17 protein-coding genes are annotated in these 19,016 nt (G+C 66.3%); 8 read left to right on the top strand and 9 right to left on the bottom strand.

Annotation, left to right across the window (positions count from 1 at the left end; translation table 11 throughout):
* The 7 genes from DNK89_RS13380 to DNK89_RS13410 all read right to left on the bottom strand — a co-directional run bounded on the left by DNK89_RS13380 (position 1) and on the right by DNK89_RS13410 (position 8,151).
* A complete protein-coding gene (locus tag DNK89_RS13380) occupies positions 1 to 786 on the bottom strand; it encodes an ABC transporter ATP-binding protein (protein ID WP_110960505.1) in 786 nt (261 codons plus the stop codon).
* A complete protein-coding gene (locus DNK89_RS13385) occupies positions 783 to 2,690 on the bottom strand; it encodes an ABC transporter permease (RefSeq protein WP_110960506.1) in 1,908 nt (635 codons plus the stop codon). Before DNK89_RS13385 ends, DNK89_RS13380 begins: the two co-directional genes overlap by 4 nt.
* Before the next feature lie 167 nt (positions 2,691 to 2,857).
* Entirely contained in the window at positions 2,858 to 4,069 is a 1,212-nt protein-coding gene (locus DNK89_RS13390; RefSeq protein ID WP_015012054.1) for an ABC transporter substrate-binding protein, read from the bottom strand.
* An 81-nt stretch (positions 4,070 to 4,150) separates the two neighbouring features.
* Positions 4,151 to 4,735, bottom strand: coding sequence for an amino acid synthesis family protein (locus tag DNK89_RS13395; RefSeq protein ID WP_110960507.1), 585 nt, complete (start codon positions 4,733 to 4,735; stop codon positions 4,151 to 4,153).
* A gap of 60 nt (positions 4,736 to 4,795) precedes the next feature.
* Complete coding sequence (locus DNK89_RS13400) at positions 4,796 to 5,437, bottom strand: amino acid synthesis family protein (RefSeq protein ID WP_110960508.1); 642 nt, start codon at positions 5,435 to 5,437, stop codon at positions 4,796 to 4,798.
* Positions 5,438 to 5,458: 21 nt separating this feature from the next.
* Positions 5,459 to 6,379 carry a UPF0280 family protein gene (locus DNK89_RS13405; RefSeq protein ID WP_110960509.1) on the bottom strand — a complete coding sequence of 307 codons (921 nt, stop codon included), beginning with the start codon at positions 6,377 to 6,379 and terminating at the stop codon, positions 5,459 to 5,461.
* A 152-nt stretch (positions 6,380 to 6,531) separates the two neighbouring features.
* On the bottom strand, positions 6,532 to 8,151 hold the full coding sequence (locus tag DNK89_RS13410) for a 6-hydroxynicotinate reductase (RefSeq protein ID WP_110960510.1): 1,620 nt from the start codon (positions 8,149 to 8,151) through the stop codon (positions 6,532 to 6,534).
* Positions 8,152 to 8,326: 175 nt separating this feature from the next.
* Between DNK89_RS13410 and fdxA the strand changes: the two genes are divergently transcribed.
* From fdxA to DNK89_RS13430, 4 genes are all read left to right on the top strand, one after another.
* Positions 8,327 to 8,656, top strand: a complete 330-nt coding sequence (gene fdxA / locus DNK89_RS13415) for a ferredoxin FdxA (RefSeq protein ID WP_056057161.1) — start codon at positions 8,327 to 8,329, stop codon at positions 8,654 to 8,656.
* 66 nt (positions 8,657 to 8,722) lie between these two features.
* The gene (locus tag DNK89_RS13420; protein WP_015012048.1) at positions 8,723 to 9,499 is read left to right on the top strand and encodes a ferredoxin--NADP reductase; all 777 of its coding nucleotides are present in this window, start codon (positions 8,723 to 8,725) and stop codon (positions 9,497 to 9,499) included.
* A 50-nt stretch (positions 9,500 to 9,549) separates the two neighbouring features.
* Positions 9,550 to 10,272, top strand: coding sequence for a TetR/AcrR family transcriptional regulator (locus tag DNK89_RS13425; RefSeq protein ID WP_110960511.1), 723 nt, complete (start codon positions 9,550 to 9,552; stop codon positions 10,270 to 10,272).
* A 347-nt stretch (positions 10,273 to 10,619) separates the two neighbouring features.
* Positions 10,620 to 11,807: an amidohydrolase family protein gene (locus tag DNK89_RS13430; protein ID WP_110960512.1), complete on the top strand. Its 1,188-nt coding sequence runs from the start codon at positions 10,620 to 10,622 to the stop codon at positions 11,805 to 11,807.
* A gap of 84 nt (positions 11,808 to 11,891) precedes the next feature.
* On the opposite strand, the gene DNK89_RS13435 is transcribed toward DNK89_RS13430, so the two are convergent.
* Both DNK89_RS13435 and DNK89_RS13440 read right to left on the bottom strand, forming a co-directional pair.
* Positions 11,892 to 12,689, bottom strand: a complete 798-nt coding sequence (locus tag DNK89_RS13435; protein ID WP_110960513.1) for a glycine zipper 2TM domain-containing protein — start codon at positions 12,687 to 12,689, stop codon at positions 11,892 to 11,894.
* 318 nt (positions 12,690 to 13,007) lie between these two features.
* Positions 13,008 to 14,009: a YihY/virulence factor BrkB family protein gene (locus tag DNK89_RS13440; RefSeq protein WP_110960514.1), complete on the bottom strand. Its 1,002-nt coding sequence runs from the start codon at positions 14,007 to 14,009 to the stop codon at positions 13,008 to 13,010.
* A gap of 299 nt (positions 14,010 to 14,308) precedes the next feature.
* On the opposite strand from DNK89_RS13440, the gene DNK89_RS13445 reads away from it, so the two are divergent.
* From DNK89_RS13445 to DNK89_RS13460, 4 genes are all read left to right on the top strand, one after another.
* The gene (locus DNK89_RS13445) at positions 14,309 to 15,082 is read left to right on the top strand and encodes an SDR family oxidoreductase (RefSeq protein ID WP_056057149.1); all 774 of its coding nucleotides are present in this window, start codon (positions 14,309 to 14,311) and stop codon (positions 15,080 to 15,082) included.
* 70 nt (positions 15,083 to 15,152) lie between these two features.
* The gene (locus DNK89_RS13450; RefSeq protein WP_110960515.1) at positions 15,153 to 16,844 is read left to right on the top strand and encodes a long-chain fatty acid--CoA ligase; all 1,692 of its coding nucleotides are present in this window, start codon (positions 15,153 to 15,155) and stop codon (positions 16,842 to 16,844) included.
* A gap of 107 nt (positions 16,845 to 16,951) precedes the next feature.
* Positions 16,952 to 18,112, top strand: a complete 1,161-nt coding sequence (locus DNK89_RS13455; RefSeq protein ID WP_110960516.1) for a serine hydrolase — start codon at positions 16,952 to 16,954, stop codon at positions 18,110 to 18,112.
* Positions 18,113 to 18,430: 318 nt separating this feature from the next.
* Positions 18,431 to 18,994: a shikimate kinase gene (locus tag DNK89_RS13460; protein ID WP_110960517.1), complete on the top strand. Its 564-nt coding sequence runs from the start codon at positions 18,431 to 18,433 to the stop codon at positions 18,992 to 18,994.
* The last annotated feature ends 22 nt before the right edge of the window (positions 18,995 to 19,016 follow it).

Genomic DNA, 19,016 nt, shown 5'->3' on the forward strand with positions numbered 1-19,016 from the left:
TCATGCGGCCTCTACAGCAGCGGCTGCCGCTTTCTTCTCGAAGGTCTTACCAGTGCCGAAGTACACCTCCTGCACCTTGGGGTGGTCGCGCAGCTCCAGCGGCTTGCCCTCGGCAATCAAACGTCCGCGCGCCAGCACGATCATGCGGTCGGCATAGGCAAACACCACGTCCATGCTGTGCTCGGTGAAGAGCACGGCCATATGGCGGTCGATCACCAGTTGTTTGGTCAGCGCCATGAGTTCGTTGCGCTCCTTGGGCGCCATGCCGGCGGTGGGCTCGTCCATGAGCAGCAGCTTGGGCGAGTTGGCCATGGCAATCGCCAGCTCCACACGCTTCACATCGCCATACGCCAACACGCTGCAGGGCCGGTCGGCCTGCGACTTCATGCCCACCTGGTCCAGCAGCGCCAGGGCTTCGTCACGTTTGTGGTCGGCAGCCCTGCGCCACATCGAGAACAGCAGACTGTCGTTGGAGATCAGCGCCATCTGCACGTTTTCCACCACCGTCAGCGATGCAAAGGTTTCGGCGATCTGGAAGGTGCGGCCTACGCCCATGCGCCAGATGTCGCGCGGCTTGCGGCCCACCAGCTCCTGGCCGTTGAGCTGGATGGAGCCGGCGTCAGCGGGCAACTGACCGTTGACCATGTTGAAGGTGGTGGACTTGCCTGCGCCATTGGGGCCGATGAGTGCCAGCAGCTCGCCCGCAGCGAGTTCGAAGTGGATGCCATCCACCGCCTTGACGCCGCCAAACGATTTGCCCAGACCGGTGACTTTGAGGAGGCTCATGCTGTGCCCTCCTTGGTGTTCTTGGCGTCGCGCATGTTGTCAAAAATCTGCTTGATGGTGCCCGCGATGCCCTGCGGAAACAGCAGCACCAGGATGAGGATGATGGCGCCCAGCATGGCGCGCCAGTAGTCGGTGTTGCGTGCCACGGTGTCGTGCAGCCAGGTGAAGGTGACCGCGCCCACCACCGGGCCTGCCAGCGTCTGGATGCCGCCCAGCAGCACCATCACCAGCCCGTCCACCGATTTGCCCACGGACAGCGACTCTGGCGAAATACTGCCCTTGGAGAACGCATACAGCGCCCCTGCCAGCCCTGCCGCCGTCCCCGCCACCACAAATGCGGCCCACTGCATGCGCTTGACGTCAATGCCAATGGCATCGGCCCGCAGCACAGAGTCGCGCCCCGCGCGCAGCGCATAGCCAAACGGCGAGAACAGCACGCGGCGCAGCCACCACACCCCTGCCCCCACCAACGCCAGCGTGAGCCAGTAATACATGCGCTTGTCTGCCAGCCAGACCGCAGGCCACACGCCTGTGAGGCCGTTGCTGCCCCCCGTGAAACTGTCCCACTGGTAGGTGATGGCCCAGGTGATCTGGGCGAAGGCCAGCGTCAGCATGGCCAGGTACACACCCGACAGCCGCACCGCAAACCACCCGTAGACAAACGCCCCGGCCGCCGCCACCAGCGGCGCCACCACCAGTGCGATCTCCATCGGTAGCCCGAGCGAGCGCACCAGCAGGGCCGCGCCATAGGCGCCCAGCCCGAAGTAGGCGGCATGGCCGAAGGAGTGCATGCCCGCAGGCCCCATGATGAAGTGAAGGCTGGCCGCAAACAGCGCTGCGATCAGCAGGTCGATCAGCAGCACCGTGGTGTACGGCGACTGCGCCGTGAGCACCGGTGCTGCTGCCAGCAGCAGGCCCAGCACGGCGGCTGCCACCAGGTAGGCCTTGCCCGGCCGACGCAGCGGCTCCTCCTGCATGCCCACGTAGCGGCTGGGCGCCTGCGGCCTGCCGAACAGGCCCCACGGGCGCCAGACCAGCACCACGGCCATCACCAGAAAGTCCACCACCAGGGTCAGCTTGGAGAACGAAACACTCAGGCCAAACACATCGACCACGCCCAGCCAGATGCAGATGGCCTTGATCTCGGAGATCAGCAGGGCGGCGGCGTACGCGCCCGGAATGGAGCCCATGCCACCCACCACCACCACCACGAAAGCGGCACCGATGGTGTGCAGGTCCATCTCGAGCGTGGCGGGCTCCCGGGGCAGCTGCAGTGCGCCCCCCAGCCCGGCCAGCATCGCGCCCAGCGCAAACACGGCCGTGAACAACCAGGCCTGGTTGACGCCCAGGGCGCTCACCATCTCGCGGTCTTGTGTAGCGGCACGCACCAGTGTGCCGAACCGGGTGCGCGTGAGCAGCAGCCAGACCGCGCCCAGCACCAGCGGACCGACCACGATGAGGAACAGGTCGTAGCTGGGAAACTGCCGCCCCAGCAGGCTGACTGAACCCGAAAGGCCCGGCGCGCGCGGGCCCAGCAGTTCGTCGGGGCCCCAGAGCCACAGCACCGCGTCCTTGATGACCAGCACCAGGGCAAACGTGGCCAGCAGCTGGAACAGCTCGGGCGCCTTGTAGATGCGGCGCAGCAGCACCACTTCGATCAGCGCCCCGAGCACGCCGACGATCAGCGCGGCGAGTGGCAAAGCCAGCCAGAAGCCCAGGGCACCGCTCAGACGCTCGACCAGCGAATACGCGACGTAGATGCCCACCATGAAGAACGAGCCATGGGCAAAGTTCACGATGCGCGTCACGCCAAAGATCAGCGACAGACCCGCCGCCACGAGGAACAGCGACGACGCGCTCGCCAGCCCGTTGATGAGCTGAACGATGAAACCCGAAAAACTCATGTTCGATAAACCCTCAAGTCATCACCACCCGTGTTGCGCATCACTCGCAGCACATGAAAGAAGCCAGACACGCCCCAGCCAGCGCCACCAGAAATCCGGCTGTGCCGGACCGCCGGTAGCGTCTACCGGGACCGAGGCGCGGCAGGCGCCTCAGACCTCAGAGGGAATCAATCAGCGCTTCGCGACTTCTTCACGTCAGCAGCGGACGGCTGGTACTTCGCATCGGCGCCATCCAGGTAGACGTAGTCGACCATCACGCCCTTGCCGCCTTCGTTCTTGGTGCGACCGACAAACGCGCCCATGGTGGCCTGGTGGTCTTCAGGACGGTAGGTGATCTTGCCGAACGGGGTGTCTACCTGCAGACCCTTGAAGGCTGCGACCAGCTTGTCGGTGTCGGTGCTCTTGGCCTTGGCAATACCAGCCGCAGCCGACTTGATCATGCTGTAGCCCACCACCGAGCCCAGACGCGGGTAGTCCTTGAACTTGGCCTGGTAGGCCTGCTCGAACGCCTTGTGTGCGGGGGTGTTGATGCCGTACCAGGGATAGCCGGTCACCAGCCAGCCGTTGGGGGCCTCGTCTTTCAGGGGGTCCATGTATTCGGGCTCGCCCGTCAACACGCTGACCACCTCGATGCCCTTGAAGAGGCCGCGCGTGTTGCCTTCGCGCACGAACTTCGACAGGTCCGCGCCAAACAACACGTTGAAGACGGCGTCGGGCTTGGCATCGGACAGCGCTTGCACGACGCTGCCGGCATCCACCCTGCCCAGTGGCGTGGCTTGTTCGGCCACAAACTCCACGTCGGGCTGGGCGGCCTTGAGCAGTTGTTTGAACGCCGCCACGGCAGATTGCCCGTATTCGTAGTTGGGGTAGACCACGGCCCAGCGCTTTTTCTTCATCTTGGCGGCCTCAGGCACCAGCATGGCGGCCTGCATGTAGGTGCCGGGTCGCAGGCGGAAGGTGTATTGGTTGCCACCTTGCCAGGTCATCTTGTCGGTCAGCGGTTCGCCTGCGAGAAAGAAGAACTTCTTCTGCTTGGCGAAGTCGGCCACCGCCAGGCCGGTGTTCGACAGGAAAGTGCCCGCCAGCACATCAACCTTCTCGCGCGACACCAGCTCTTCGGCCACGCGAACGGCGTCGCCGGGGTTGGCGTTGTCGTCGCGCGTGATCAGTTCGATCTTCTTGCCATTGACGCCGCCCGCAGCGTTGATCTCATCGACCGCCAGCTCCATGCCTTTCTTGTAGGGCTCCAGAAAGGCAGGCTGTGCCTTGTAGCTGTTGACCTCGCCAATCTTGATCACGCCCTGGGCAAACACAGGGGCCAGGGTAAGGGCCAATGCAGCCGCAGCCGTGGCACGCATGAGGTTTCGTCGCATCGTCATGGGGAGACTCCTGAAGGATGGTTGGAGAGAGATCGAACGGGGGGTAAGACAGGACAGGTGTGTGTTGTGTGCGCCCCGGGCTCAGCGCAGGCCGTCAACACCCTTGATTTCAGAGGCCGTGAGGCCGCCGACACGTGGCAACGGCCGCCCGCTGTCCGTCACGACAACGGCCACCACGATTTCATTGGCCCGTGGGGCATCGGCCACCCGGGCTTCCATGGCGTCGAAATGGCTGCGCACGTAGGCGGCGTCCTTGTGGCCCAGGGGAACGTCGATGGCCGTGCCCAGGCCACCCATTTTCTTGCTGGATGGCACCAGAGCGGCGCCCTTCTCGACCGCCACACGCAGGGGTGCGCCCAGCTTGGGGTGCAGGATGGCGGCGGCGTGCTCCAGCTCGCCCGCCTCGCCCACGATGGCGGCCTTGCCGTAGCTCTGGGCCTGGCCGGGTTCAATGCCCAGGGCCTGCACGCAGCGGGCGCCCAGAAGGCCGCCCAGCTCCTCACCGATGGCGATGAGTTCGTCAAGGTTTTCCACATAGCGTCCGGCAAAGGGGTTCTCGATCACGGCCATGGCCAGCGCCTTGCGCACCGGGGGCTGAACATCACGCCCCATTTCCACGCGGACCTCGTCGGTCTGGACGATGATCTTTCGTATCTTGGCTGGCATTTTTTGGCTCCTTGGGATCTTGTCTTGTCTTGTTCGATGGTGTGCGGGTTGGCGTGCGGCTCAGCGCAGGCCGTTCCACTGGCTGATGTCTGCCGCCTTGAGCCCCCCCACGCGGGCGTGGATGCGCGGGCCCGTGGTCATGGCAAGTATGAACACGATCTCATCGGCTGAGGGCGCGCCCGGAACACGCACTTCGATCGCGTCGAAATGGCTGCGCACATAGCTGGCGTTGATGTGCGTCAGCGGCACATCCAGCGCCGCACCGGGGCCACCCACCTTCTTGGTGGAGGGCACGATGGACAGCGCATTGGCGGGTTGCCCGGTCTTCTCTTCGGCCTGGCCCTTGGCGTAGGCGTTGCGGTCGCCCTTCCAGCCCAGCAACTCGCGCATGGCGTAGCCACCGGGCACATGCCACAGCGCGCCGTGTTCCAGCTCACCCGCCGCGCCCACGATGGCGCCCTTGCCGTAGGTCTCGATGCGCTCGGCCGGCACGCCCATGGCCTTCAGGAGGCGCTGGGCCATGTCCAGCCCCACATCCTGCAGCGCGTCCATCATGGGGAGGATGTCGGGCTCGTACCGGCCCGCAAACGGGTTGGTCAGCACCGCGCCGATGGCGCCGCGCAGCAGCGGCACGTCGGCCACCGGCCCGAATTCGTGCCGGATTTCCTCAAGATGGGTGAAAACGCGTCGTATCTGGATCATTCTGGAGACCTGTGCATTTCGTTAAGCAAATACTGAACCAACTTCCGATTCCAACGCCGGATCCCGGGGCCATACCGCATCCGCCAGCGCCTGGGGCGCCGAGGTCGCCACCAACTGCCCCTGGCACGCCAGCAGCGCAAACCACAGCAGGCCGCTGAACTGCAATTCTTGCGCTTTTTGCAGCCCCTGGTGCAATGCCCGGGCCACCAGCTCCCTGGGCAAGGCAGGGACATCCACGGTGACTGGAATGGCCCCCAGGTCACTGTCGTCCCGCACCTGCCACGCGGGCCTGCGCACAATCCGCGCATCGGCCACATTCACCGCGTTGGCCACGATGGTGGCCGCCGCATCGGCCTGCGCCGCCGTACGCGCCAGCACCGTGACGCTGTCCGCAATGCCCAGCGACTGGCTGCGCCCCCGCCAGCCGCTGGTGGCCACACCGCGCACTGGCATGGCGCTGTCGATGCGGATCTGCCCATCCAGCACCAAACCGTTGCGCAACTGTGCCGCATTCAGTGCGGCGATGTCAGCGTACACCCCCACCGTGACCGACTGGCCGGGCGCCAGGTGCAGCGCAATGTCGCCGCCGTTGTTGACCCAGGCGCGGTCTATGCCCGGCTGCTCGTAGCAGGCCAGAATCTCCTGCGCCACTGCACCCGCCACCGCCGCCATCGATGTGATGAAGCCTGCGCGGTAGGGACTGCAGGCGGCCCACATGCGACGCGCCACCACGCCCTGCAACGTGCAGTGCGCACCCACCGGCGCGCGCAGGCCGGGAAGTTCATTCACCAGCTCCTGCAGCAGCCCTTCAAAACGTTGCCAGGCGCGTTCGTGCGCCTGGGCCACAACGTCGCGCACCCCTTCGGCCTGGAGGATGAGGTCCATCGGACCATGCTGGAAATGCCAGCGGTCGTCGGACAGGAGCTTGCGAGCGGCTTGCATGTGCGTTTCAGTACTCACCGCAGGGCGCACCGCCCGCAGCCCTAAACACCGGCGCGGCCCCCGCCAGAGACGCCGAGCAAGGGCCGCCCCGCAGCGAGGGTGTCGTCCCCCTGGAGGGGGAAGGCGCGAAGCGACTCAGGGGGTATTTCATATCAACCCAGCAGAGGCGGTCGGCCCAGCGGCCACGGGTTGGCGGCGGGCAAGGTCTGCCACACGCGCGCCTGCGGTGCACCGTCGTTGTGCCACGCACCGCGCTCCAGCACTTCACGCAGGCTGCGGATCTGTTCGGTGTGGCCGCCCAGCGCTTCATAGTCCGCACGGCGCATGCTGAACTCGATGGGCGCCACGATGGCGGGCGTGGGCACGGTGCCAAAGCTGTTGTCGGGCATTCGCAGCACGTCGGCCATCACGGTGATACCGCCACCCGGCCACACATAGGCCGGGGCACCGCCACAGGTCACGTTGACCAGCGCGTTCTTGATGGAGCGTGTGAGCAGCACCGGGTTCTCGGTGACCCCTGCGCGCAGGCTGCCGCCCGCACCGCCGAGGAACAGCACAGACGCCAGCGAAGGCTCGCAGTTTTCGCCGATGCGGTCCACGATGCGACGCACCTCGACGGGCATCTCGGCTTCCACCGGATTCAGTTGCTCGTCCAGCACGTACCAGGAGGCGTGCTCCCCCGTGGTGGAGGTCATCAAGAGGCGCAACCCCGGCCAGGCGACGGATTCGTCCCAGCCCTCGATGATGGACAGCGGGTCGGCAATGTCGGTGCCACCCCAGCCGGTGCCCGGGTTGGCCACCTGAAAGTAGCGGCCCGGCGTGGACTTGCGCCCGCGCATCTGGATGCCCGAGGGATTCATGTCCAGACAGCGACCCGCCTGGTGCTCGGTGAGCACCCCGGTGATGTGGTCGTCCACCACCACCACCTCGTCGGCATGGCCGAAGAACTGGCGCGCAAAGATGCCAATGGCCGCAGAGCCGCAGCCCACGCGCATGCGCTGCTCGGCCACACCGTTGACGATGGGCGCACGCCCCGCCTGGATCACGAGCTGCGAGCCGCCGTCGATGGTGAACTCCACCGCCTGCTTGTTGCCCAGCGCCTGCATCATCTCGGCGGTGATGCGGCCTTCCTTCTTGGTGCCACCCGTGAGGTGGTGCACACCGCCCAGCGACAGCATCTGCGAGCCGTACTCTGCCGTGGTCACATGGCCCACCACCTCGCCCTTGCAGCGCACGTTGGCCTGCTCGGAGCCGAGGAAGCGGTCGGTGTCGATCTTCACCTTGAAGCTGCAGTAGCTGAAGATGCCCTCGGTGACCACGGTGACCATGTCCACGCCATCGGTCTGGGAACCCACGATGAAGGGCGCCGGCTTGTAGTCGGGGTAGGTGGTGGACGAGCCCACGCCCGTCACGAACACCTCTTCAGACAGCAGCAGGTCGCCGTTCCATGCGGGTTCTGAAGCCACTGCGGTCTCTGCGTCTTCTGCAGCCGGGGCGCGGCCCGCAAACGGCACCAGCGTGGCCTCGCCCGCCTCCAGGGTCTTGCGCAGCAGCACCACCGGGTCCAGCCGCACAAGCACGCCCGCGTGGTTGGCATAACGGTCGCAAGCCCCTGCACGGCCTTCGGAAATCTGGCACAGCACCGGACACGCATTGCACTCGACCTTGGCAGCGTTCATGCGCTCGTTGCGAGGCCGGGCGCGCTCGAGCACCTGCGGCAGATCCGGCGCATCCATGCCAGGTAGCCCGTCGGTCTTGGTGTGTTCAGTCATCGTGGCGGCCCATTCATTGCATTGTGGCAAGTGCTTGTACGCGCATTGCATTTTGTGTAGCATTCACTTAACTTAAATGTTGTGAACACTACATTTGATGTCAATGTAGCGGAATCAATCAGACTCTGCAATGGTGTTTTTGCGCCCCCAAAAATGGTGCATGAGGAGCCCCAAAATGACGCACGTTGTGACAGACGCCTGCATTCGGTGCAAGTACACCGACTGCGTCGATGTGTGCCCTGTCGATTGCTTCAAGGAAGGGCCGGAATACCTGGTCATTGACCCGGACGAATGCATCGACTGCGCGGTGTGCATTCCGGAGTGCCCGGCCAACGCCATCTATGCCGAAGACGACCTGCCCGAAGGCATGGAAATCTTTCTGCAGTTCAACAAAAAGCTGGCGCCCACGCTCCCCACAATCACCAAAAGAAAAGCGGCTTTGCCAGATGCGGAACAATGGAGGGTTGTGAGCCACAAGCTTTCAGGCCTGAACATTGCGCTGTAGAGCGCACAGGGCCCTGCTCTTCAGCCAAATTCCTTATTTGCTTCCAACTTTTCCATCTAACGCACCATGAGCGCCTTTCTTGACGAACGCGTCCTGACGGTCCACCACTGGACGGACCGCCTTTTCTCCTTCACCACCACGCGCGACACCGCGCTGCGCTTCTCCAACGGCCATTTCACGATGATTGGCCTGCGCGGCGAAAACGGCAAACCCCTGCTGCGCGCCTACAGCATCGTGAGCCCCAACTACGAAGAGCACCTGGAGTTCCTGTCCATCAAGGTGCCCGACGGCCCGCTGACCTCGCGCCTGCAGCACATCAAGGTGGGTGACACCATCGTGGTCGGCAAAAAGCCCACGGGCACCTTGCTGATCGACTACCTGCTGCCCGCCAAGCGCCTGTACATGCTCTCCACCGGCACGGGCGTGGCACCGTTCCTGAGCCTGATCCGCGACCCCGAGACCTACGAGAAGTTCGAGGAAGTCATCCTGGTGCACGGCGTGCGCGAGGTGAAGGAGCTGGCCTACCACGACTACATCACCGAAGAACTGCCCAAGCACGAGTTCCTGGGCGAGATGGTCAGCAAGCAGCTCAAGTACTACCCCACCGTGACGCGCGAGGCCTTCAAGCACCAGGGCCGCGTCACCACGATCATCGAGAACGGCCAGCTGGCGCGCGACTTGGGCCTGCCCGCGCTCAACCCCGCCGAAGACCGCGTGATGATCTGCGGCAGCCCCGAGATGCTGCGCGACCTCAAGCACATGATGGAAGAGCGCGGCTTCAATGAAGGCAACACCACGAAGCCTGGCGACTTCGTGATCGAACGCGCGTTCGCAGAGCAGTGATCCCCGGCGGGCTCCACTCCCGGGGCCCGCGCCATCCACCAGGACCCGCCATGTCTGCCACTCCCACCAAGACCCGGACCGCGTCCCCCCGCGCAGCCTCTGCCCGCAAGACGGGCGTGCGCGAGCAGGCCGCACAGACCACGCGCGACAACATCCTGAAAGCGGCGACCAAGGTGTTCGCCCGCTACGGCTACGAAGGCGGCAGCGTGGAGAAGATCTCCAAGGCCGCCAAGTCCTTCGACCGGATGATCTACTACTACTTCGGCAGCAAGGAAGGCCTGTTCATCGAGGTGCTGGAGGAAACCTACCGGCGCATGAACGACGCGGAATCCAAACTGGACCTGGACACCGCCAAACCGGTAGAGGCACTGCAGGCCGTGATCCGCTTTGTGGTGGGCTACTACCGCAAGAACCCCGAGTTCATCACGTTGCTCAACACCGAGAACCTGCACAAGGGCAAGCACATCTCCAAGTCGATGCGGGCCCGCGAATACTCATCGCCCGCCATCGAGGTGATCCGTCGCGTGCTCGAAAGCGGCCAGGCGCAGGGCCTGTTCCGCAAGGACGTGTCGGCGCGCGATGTGTACCTGCTGATCGCAGCCACGGGCTACTTCTACATGTCCAACCGGCACACGCTGTCGGCCTTTCTGGGTGAAGACCTGGAGACGCCCGACGCGCTGGCGCACTGGGAGTCGTTTGTCATCGACACCGTGCTGCGCACCGTGGCGCCCGGCCCCCACCTGCCCAAGGGCAAGGCGGCAGCAACGGCCTGAATCGACAAGATCAATAAGAACGTGTTTACGATCTTTGCAGGGCCACGCAAGTACCTTGCCGGGATGGGATGCAAGGCGCGGTGCGCAGCCAATAGCTTGGCTATTGGCAAGCGCCGCAACGCCGCAGACCGCCCGGCAAGGCACTTGCCCGAAGGGTTGGGGCGAAATCGGGCGATTGGAAGCCCCGGCTGCTTGCATGGGCACGAGCCCATGCGGCGCACCCGAAGCATCCACTCATCCCGATTGCGCCCCAACGCGGCCCCGAAAAGATCGTCAACACGTTCTAAGAGATTTTTCCCTGCGGAGTGCCGCGTGGCGCCCCGCCCACCACCCCACGAGGAGAATCCATGGCAGAAGCAGCAGCAGGCGGCAAATCGGGCAAGGTCGTCATCCAGAACATCGGTCTTTTGTTGTCGGGCGACCTGGACCGCCCCATCCTCGACGCCGACACCATCGTGGTGAATGACGGCCTCATCGTGGCCGTGGGCCGCTACAAGGACTGCGATACCGACCACGCGAACACCGTGATCGACGCGCGCCAGACCTGTGTGGCGCCGGGCCTGATCGACAGCCACGTGCACCCGGTGTTTGGCGACTGGACGCCGCGCCAGAACCAGATCGGCTGGATCGACTCGACCATGAACGGCGGCGTGACCACCATGGTCTCGGCCGGCGAAGTGCACCTACCCGGCCGCCCCAAGGACATCGTGGGCCTGAAGGCCCTGGCCATCACCGCGCAGCGTGCGTTCGACAACTTCCGCCCTGGTGGGGTGAAGGTGATCGCGGGCGCCCCGGTCATCGAAAAAGGCATGACCGAGCAGGACTTCAAGGACATGGCCGACGCGGGCGTGACCCTGCTGGGCGAAGTGGGCCTGGGCTCCGTCAAGGCGGGCTACGAGGCCCAACAGATGGTGGCCTGGGCGCGCAAGCACGGCATCCAGAGCACCATCCACACGGGCGGCCCGTCCATCCCGGGCTCGGGCCTGATCGACAAGGACGTGGTGCTGGAGGCGGATGCCGACGTGATCGGCCACATCAACGGCGGCCACACCTCGCTGCCCTGGAAGCATGTGTGCGAGCTGTGCGAGAAATCGTCCCGCGCGATCGAGCTAGTGCACAACGGCAACGAGAAGATCGCCATCCAGGCCGCGCGCGCAGCCATGGAGCTGAAGTGCCCGCACCGCGTGATTCTGGGCACGGACGGCCCGGCGGGCTCGGGCGTGCAGCCGCTGGGCATGCTGCGCATGATTGCGCTGCTGTCGAGCTTTGCCGACATCCCCGCCGAGCTGGTGTTCTGCTTTGCCACGGGCAACACGGCGCGCATCCGCAACCTGAACTGCGGCCTGATCGAAGCGGGCCGCGCGGCCGACTTTGTGTTCATGGACCGGGCGCAGCACACCGCTGGCGCCACGCTGCTGGAGAGCGTGCAGCTGGGCGACATCCCGGGCATTGGCATGGTGATGATCGACGGCCTGGTGCGCTGCGGCCGCAGCCGCAACACGCCGCCTGCGACCGAGATCCCGGTGGTGCTGTAACCCGCTCACCAGCCACCAGCAATCAACAGCGACAAAAACAAAAGCCCGCATTTGCGGGCTTTTGTTTGGAGGGAAGCAATGGGCTCAGTAGGTGTCCGACACCCGCACCGCACCTGGCTGGGGCTGTGGCTGCGCATAGGGGTCTGCCGCCCGGGCCGAGCCGCCCTGGTCCACGCGGAAGCCCTTGCCCTGCAGCACCACGGGCGTGCCCACTGCCGTGGGTTCTGCGCGCTGGAAGTGGCGCAGCGAGCCGTCTTCCATGCGCACCGCCACCTGGTACACCGTGTGGGTGCGGGTGCGCTCTTCCACCTTGTGGCCCACATAGCCACCGCCCACGGCGCCCAGCACGGTGGCGGCGGTGCGGCCGCTGCCCTTGCCGATCTGGTTGCCCACCACGGCACCCAGCACGCCACCGGCCACGGCGCCTACGCCCGTGGCGGGCGCGGCCTGCTGAACCGCCTGCACCGATTCAACGCGGCCACAGCTGCGGCACACCGGCGCCGCTGCACGCACGGGCTGGGCCACACCCCCGGGGGCCATGCCGCCCGCCATGTCGCCGGATCGGCCTGCGCTGCCGCCGGTCTGCTGACGGTAATTTGCTCCGCTATTCATAGCACTCTGGGCAGGTGCGACCGGCGCTTGGGCGCGTTTTTCTTCAATGATCTCGGCCTCAGGCGTGCGGGGGGCCGCTGCCAGGGTGGCGGGGGCTGCCGCATCGGCTGCCGCCGGTGCCCGGTTTTGCATCACCAGGGTGGCGCCCAGGGCCAGCACGCTCACGCCCAGTACGCCAATGGCTGCCCACATCCATTTCAGGGCCGGGCCAGCGGGGACCGCAGCGGGGATGGACGCAGGCGGGGTGGGAGAAGAAACCGTCAGGTTCATGGTCATTTCCTTGTTCGTATCGGAGAAGTCCGCAGGGGGGCGGGTGTGCAAAGAAAGCGCTGTGCGCCCGCTACGGGATGGGGCCGTGGTGTTTCAACGGACCAGATGAGCGAAAGGTACACAGCGGCGAACGCTGCGGTGTGGCCGGTTTGTAAGCGGCAGTAAGCAGCGGTAAGCCTCTTTTGGCGGCATTTGTGCCCGATGGCCTAGCGGAGAGCCCCTGCGCGCCCTGCCTGGCAGCGCACCGGGACCATCATGGCAACTGCCCCGGTGAGGCCCGCACCACCGCATCGGTGTACAGCGCCCTGTTGCCAACATTTACAACTCCTGCACCCGTGCCCGGGCGGATGCAGCCCAGCGCGCCAACGCCGCTGGGCGGCGCGGGCCGGAATGCAAGGCATCCTCCAGCGCCTGCGCACAACTCGCAGAAAACAGCAGGATGGCCGACGAAAAGTAGATCCACATCAGCAGCACCACCAGCGAGCCCGCCGCCCCGTAGGCCGACACCACAGCGGCGGTGGACAGGTACCAGGCCAGCAGCTGCTTGCCCACCGTGAACAGCGAGGCCCCCACCACGGCGCCCATCACCAGGTAGCGCAGCGACGGCTTGGGGCCCGCACCAATGCGCATGAGCCCCACAAACAGCGCCACAGCCAGGCCAAAAGCAATGGCTTCGTTGACGAGCTGCAGCAGCGGCGCCAGGGGCGCCAAAACAGGCAGGTGGCCTGCGGCCAGATGCTGCCCGGCCCAGCCCGCCAACAGGTGGATCAAGGTGGACAGCGCCAGCGACACCAGCAGCAAGAACCCCAGCGCCAGCACATAGGCCAGCCCCCGCAGCCGCAGCGACGCCATGCGCCACCACGCGGCGCGCTGGGGCGGCGTGTCATCGTCACGGCGCCACAGCCGCTCCAGCGCAGACTGCAACTCCACAAACACCCCGGTGGCGCCCGAGACCAGCACCACAAATCCGATGACCGATGCCAGCCGCCCCTCGGACGGCGCCTGGGCGCTGGCCAGGGCCTGGCGCACCACGTCGGCCACTTGCTGGCCCATCACCGACTGCACCTGGGCGACCAGGCTGCTCTCCAGGTAGCTGCGGTCCACCCACCAGCCCAGCACGCCCACCAGCAGCAGCAGCAGGGGCGCCAGGCTCAGCATGCCGTAGAACGACATGGCCGCACTCATGCGCAGCCCGTCGGCGTCCAGCCACATCTGCGCGGCGCGCCAGAACGGCTGCACCAGGCGCCCCAGCGGCTGCAAGGGCTGGGCCATGCGGGCAAGCCAGGGGGTTGTCGCTAGGGGTGGGGAAGACTCGTTCATCCCTGCGAGCCTAGGGCCAGGGCGCGCATCCGTCCATCCGCCGTGGTCGCAAGTGCGGGTAGGCGCCATCCCACAAGCGGCGGGAAGGCGGCAGCGCGCAGAGTTTCAAAGGTGACAGCGGCGGTTTTACACCAGGCGGGTGCGGGGCTAGCATGAAGCGCTGACCGACCAGCTTGCACGGCGGCCACCGCCGCCTTCCCTGCACCCCTTCGCCCCACCCGGCGCGCCACGAGCCACCAGGGCCCGGGATCGGGCATTCATTCACCTTCACCCTCTCTCTGCACGAAAGCGTTTTCTCCATGAGCGTCAAGCAACTCTTCGATCTCACCGGCCAGGTCGCCCTGGTCACCGGCGGCTCGCGCGGCCTGGGCCTGCAGATGGCCGAAGCCCTGGGCGAAATGGGCGCCAAACTCGCCATCACCGCGCGCAAGGCCGATGAGCTGGCCGAGGCCAAAAAGCACCTGGAAGGCATGGGCTACGAGGTGCTGACCGTGGTGAACGACCTGCAAAAGACCGAGGACATCCCCGGCCTGGTGGACCAGGTGGTCGAACGCTTTGGCACCATCGACATCCTGGTCAACAACGCAGGTGCCACCTGGGGCGCCAAGGCCGAGGACTACCCCGATGCCGCCTGGCACAAGGTGATGGACCTGAACGTGAGCGCACCGTTCTTCCTGTCGCGCGAAGTGGGCAAGCGCTGCATGATTCCGCGCGGCAAGGGCTCGATCATCGTCACAGCCTCGGTGGCCGCGCTCAAGGGCACGCCCCCGGGCATGAACACCATTGCCTACAACACCTCCAAGGCGGCGGCGCTGCACTTTGCGCGCACGCTGGCGTCCGAATGGGGGCACTACGGCGTTCGCGTCAATGCGATCTGCCCCGGCTTCTTCCCCAGCAAGATGGCCAGCGGCCTGATCGAAAAGCTGGGCCCGGCCATGATCGAGCGCACCCCCCTGCGCCGCATTGGCGGCGAAGAGGACCTCAAGGGCGCGGTGGTGTTCCTGGCGTCCAACGCCTCGCGGCACATCACGGGTGAGTCCATCGTGGTGGATGGTGGCGCTAGCTTGATTTAACGCCCCCTGGGGCGCGACCTGCTTCGTCAGGTCTGCGCCCCGCACGAACCAACCCAGCGTTCCGTATCCCATGTCCGACCGCCACCTCGCCCATTGGCCGCCCGGCCTGCCCTGCCACCTCACGCTGCCACAGACTCATCTGTTTCACAACGCCGAGGTGTCGGCCGCGCGCTACCCGGACAAGCCGTTTCTGGTGTTCTACGACACGCTGGTGACCTTCCGCCAGTTCCAGCAGCAGGCCGAGCACATCGCGGGCTTCTTGCAGCAGGTGTGTGGCGTGAAGGCGGGCGACCGGGTGCTGCTGTACATGCAGAACAGCCCGCAGTGGATTCTGGCGTTCTACGGCATCCTGCGCGCCAACGCGGTGGTGGTGCCGGTGAACCCCATGAACCGCACCGACGAACTGCGCCACTATGTGCACGACAGCGGCGCGACCGTGGCCTTTGTGCCGCAGGACCTGCATGCGCAGGTGCAGCCGCTGGTGGATGTGGCAGGCGGGGAAGGCAAGCTGAAGCACCTCATCGTGGCCGCGTACAGCGACTACCTGCAGGTGCCCACCGACCTGCCCGTGCCCGCGTTCGTCAGCGCTCCGCGCCAGGCCATTGATGCCCCCGGCGTCACGCTGTGGAGCGACATGCTGGCGCAGCAGCGCACCCCGGGCCCCATCACCACCGGGCCCGACGACCTGTGCGTGATGCCCTACACCTCGGGCACCACGGGCCACCCCAAGGGCTGCATGCACACGCACCGCAGCGCCATGAGCACACTGGTGGGCGGCGCGCAGTGGTTTTCGCGCACGCAGGATTCGACCTACCTCACCGTGCTGCCGCTGTTCCACGTCACCGGCCTGTCGGGCAGCATGAACGGGCCGCTGTTTGTGGGTGCCACCGTGGTCGTGCTGCCGCGCTGGGACCGCGATGCGGCTGCCCAGCTCATCCAGCGCTACCGGGTCACCATCTGGCAGGCCATCTCGACCATGGTGGTGGACTTTCTGGCCAACCCGCGCATCGCCGACTACGACATCAGCAGCATCCAGGCCATACGCGGCGGCGGCGCGGCCATGCCCAAGGCCGTGGCGCAGCAGCTGAAGGACCTGACCGGGCTCGACTACGTGGAGGGCTATGGCATGTCTGAAACCATGGCCGCCACGCACATCAACCCGCCCCACCGCCCCAAGCCGCAGTGCCTGGGCATCCCGGTGTTCGACGTGGATGCGCGCGTGGTGGACCCGGCCACGTTCGCCGAACTGCCCCCGGGCGAGATCGGCGAGATCGTGGTGCATGGCCCGCAGGTCATGTTGGGCTACTGGAACAACCCGCAGGCCACCGGCGACAGTTTTGTGACGCTGGACGGCAAGCGCTTTCTGCGCACGGGCGACCTGGCGCAGGTGGATGAAGATGGCTACTTCTTCATGGTGGACCGGCTCAAGCGCATGATCAATGCGTCGGGCTTCAAGGTCTGGCCCGCCGAGGTCGAGGCCATGATGTACGCCCACCCCGCCATCCAGGAGGTGTGCGTGATCGCCGCGCACGACGAGCGGCGGGGCGAGACGGTGAAGGCCCTGGTCGTGCTGCGCGACGCCTTCAAAGGCCAGGTGAGCGAGCAGTCCATCATCGACTGGAGCCACGAACACATGGCCGCCTACAAAAGCCCCCGCATCGTGCAGCTGGTGGACAGCCTGCCCAAGTCCGGCACGGGCAAGGTGCAGTGGCGCGAGCTGCAAGAGCAGGAACGCAGCCGCGCGGCCAATGCGACGCCCTGAAGCCACCATGGAAGGCCTGCGTCATACGCTCTGTTTTTGATAGCTACCAGCGCAATATGCACTTGCGCTACTGGCCAAAATTACCTCAAAACCCACTTCCCACTGCCATGAACCCCACCGCCCTCGCCCGCCTGCGCTCCGTGCTGCAAACCCATGTGGACCAGGGCCTGCTGCCCGGCGCCGTCGCACTTGTCCACCACCAGGGCCACACGGTGCTGCACACGGCGGTGGGCCACCAGCGCCCGCCCAGCGCCGAATCGGCGGTGCCCGCCATGGCGCCGGACACGTTGTTCCGCATTTATTCCATGACCAAGCCCATCGCCTCGCTGGTGGCGATGATGCTCATGGAAGAAGGCCGCCTGCTGCTGTCGCACCCCGTGGCGCACTACCTGCCCGCGTTTGCCGGCCAGCGCGTGTACGACGAAGCCACCGGCACCACCGCCCCCGTGCAGCGCGAGGCCACGGTGCACGACCTGCTGCGCCACACCGCCGGCCTGAGCTACGCGTGGGAGGCGGGCACAGTGCCCGACGCCTACCGCGCCGCCCGCGTCGGCTCGCGCCGCCACAGCAACGCGGATCTGGTTAAGGCGCTGGGCCCCCTGCCCCTGGTCCACCAGCCCGGCACCCGCTGGGAATACAGCCGCGCTACCGACGTGCTGGGCGCGGTGCTGGAGGTGATCGAGGGCGAAAGCCTGGGCGCCATCCTGCAGCGCCGCGTGTTCGGCCCGCTGGGCATGCACGACACGGGCTTCTCGGTGCCCGCCGCGCAGCAGCACCGCCTGGCCGAAGCCTTTGAACGCGACCCGCAGACCGGCATCAGCATGCCTCTGATCGACGTGACCGCGCCGCCCGTGTTCGAGTCGGCCGGTGGCGGGCTGGTGTCTACCGCCAGCGACTACGCGCGCTTTCTGCAGCTCATGCTGGGCCGGGGCACCGCCCCCGGGCCCGACGGTATGGACGCCCCCGTGCGCCTGCTGGGCCGCGCCACGGTGGACTTCATGACCGCCGACCACCTGGGCAACCTGCCCGTGGCGGGCGACATTCTGCCCACCGGCTACGGCTTTGGGCTGGGCGTGGCCGTGCGCACTGCCACGGGCCAGGCCACCCGCCCCGGATCGGCCGGGCACTACAGCTGGAGCGGCCTGGGCGGCACCTTCTTCTTTGTGGACCCGGCGGAAGACCTGTTCGCCATCCTGCTCACCCAGGCGCCCGGCCAGCTGCGGTATCTGTGCGAGCTGTATCCGGCGCTGGTGTACGCAGCTCTTTGATTGGGACACCCCCCTGAGCGCGCGCCACGGGGCAGCCGCCAGAGGCGGCAGCTCTTCAGGCCGTCCAAGCCTGCGCAGGCAGGCTTGGAGCCGCGGCCCTCAGCCCCCCGCTCTCGCGCTGCGCGCGGGCAGGGGGACGACGCCCTCGCTGCGGGGCGGCCCTTGCTCGGCGTCCCTGGCGGGGGTCGTGCCAGTTGCAAAGGCTACGCTCTAAATCTGGCGCCAGAAGGGCAGGCTTACACTCAACGTCCAGTTTCGGCACGCCGCGGCCTCACACACCGCTGGCAAGCCCGTCCCCCAGATCTCTTTTTTGAACCTATGCAGATTCGCTGCGCACTGGTCGGCATGCCCGGCTCGGGAAAATCCACCGTCGGCCGGCAACTGGCCCACCGCGCGGGCGTGCCCTTCATCGACCTGGACCACCGGCTGGAACAAACCCTGGGCACCACCATCCGCAGCTTCTTCGAGGCCGAGGGCGAAGCCCGCTTTCGCGACATCGAGGCCCAGGTGCTGGCCGACGTGGCCCGCCAGCCCGGCGGCATGGTCCTGTCCACCGGCGGCGGCGCCGTGCTGCGCCCCGAGAACCGCGAGGTGCTGCGCCAGTTCGGCAACGTGCTGTACCTGCGCGCCTCGCCCGAAGAAATCTTCAAGCGCGTCAAACACGACAAGACCCGCCCCCTGCTGCAAGGCGGCAACCCCATGGACAAGCTGCGCGACCTCTACGCCCAGCGCGACCACCTGTACCGCGAGACCGCCCACTACGTGATCGAGACCGGACGACCGTCGGTGCACACGCTGGTCAACATGGTGATGATGCAGTTGGAGATGGCCCACAGCGCCCGCGGCCCAGGGGACACTGACGGCGCGCCAACCGGTCAATGATCGCTCCACAGCGGCTTGGGAG

Source organism: Acidovorax sp. ST3 (assembly GCF_003231145.1).
GTDB lineage: Bacteria > Pseudomonadota > Gammaproteobacteria > Burkholderiales > Burkholderiaceae_C > Acidovorax.

Bases quoted from the DNA above. Each gene is read 5' to 3' on its own strand.
- DNK89_RS13380 (WP_110960505.1), bottom strand. From the start codon at position 786: ATGAGCCTCCTCAAAGTCACCGGTCTGGGCAAATCGTTTGGCGGCGTC.
- DNK89_RS13385 (WP_110960506.1), bottom strand. From the start codon at position 2,690: ATGAGTTTTTCGGGTTTCATCGTTCAGCTCATCAACGGGCTGGCGAGC.
- DNK89_RS13390 (WP_015012054.1), bottom strand. From the start codon at position 4,069: ATGACGATGCGACGAAACCTCATGCGTGCCACGGCTGCGGCTGCATTG.
- DNK89_RS13395 (WP_110960507.1), bottom strand. From the start codon at position 4,735: ATGCCAGCCAAGATACGAAAGATCATCGTCCAGACCGACGAGGTCCGC.
- DNK89_RS13400 (WP_110960508.1), bottom strand. From the start codon at position 5,437: ATGATCCAGATACGACGCGTTTTCACCCATCTTGAGGAAATCCGGCAC.
- DNK89_RS13405 (WP_110960509.1), bottom strand. From the start codon at position 6,379: ATGCAAGCCGCTCGCAAGCTCCTGTCCGACGACCGCTGGCATTTCCAG.
- DNK89_RS13410 (WP_110960510.1), bottom strand. From the start codon at position 8,151: ATGACTGAACACACCAAGACCGACGGGCTACCTGGCATGGATGCGCCG.
- fdxA (WP_056057161.1), top strand. From the start codon at position 8,327: ATGACGCACGTTGTGACAGACGCCTGCATTCGGTGCAAGTACACCGAC.
- DNK89_RS13420 (WP_015012048.1), top strand. From the start codon at position 8,723: ATGAGCGCCTTTCTTGACGAACGCGTCCTGACGGTCCACCACTGGACG.
- DNK89_RS13425 (WP_110960511.1), top strand. From the start codon at position 9,550: ATGTCTGCCACTCCCACCAAGACCCGGACCGCGTCCCCCCGCGCAGCC.
- DNK89_RS13430 (WP_110960512.1), top strand. From the start codon at position 10,620: ATGGCAGAAGCAGCAGCAGGCGGCAAATCGGGCAAGGTCGTCATCCAG.
- DNK89_RS13435 (WP_110960513.1), bottom strand. From the start codon at position 12,689: ATGAACCTGACGGTTTCTTCTCCCACCCCGCCTGCGTCCATCCCCGCT.
- DNK89_RS13440 (WP_110960514.1), bottom strand. From the start codon at position 14,009: ATGAACGAGTCTTCCCCACCCCTAGCGACAACCCCCTGGCTTGCCCGC.
- DNK89_RS13445 (WP_056057149.1), top strand. From the start codon at position 14,309: ATGAGCGTCAAGCAACTCTTCGATCTCACCGGCCAGGTCGCCCTGGTC.
- DNK89_RS13450 (WP_110960515.1), top strand. From the start codon at position 15,153: ATGTCCGACCGCCACCTCGCCCATTGGCCGCCCGGCCTGCCCTGCCAC.
- DNK89_RS13455 (WP_110960516.1), top strand. From the start codon at position 16,952: ATGAACCCCACCGCCCTCGCCCGCCTGCGCTCCGTGCTGCAAACCCAT.
- DNK89_RS13460 (WP_110960517.1), top strand. From the start codon at position 18,431: ATGCAGATTCGCTGCGCACTGGTCGGCATGCCCGGCTCGGGAAAATCC.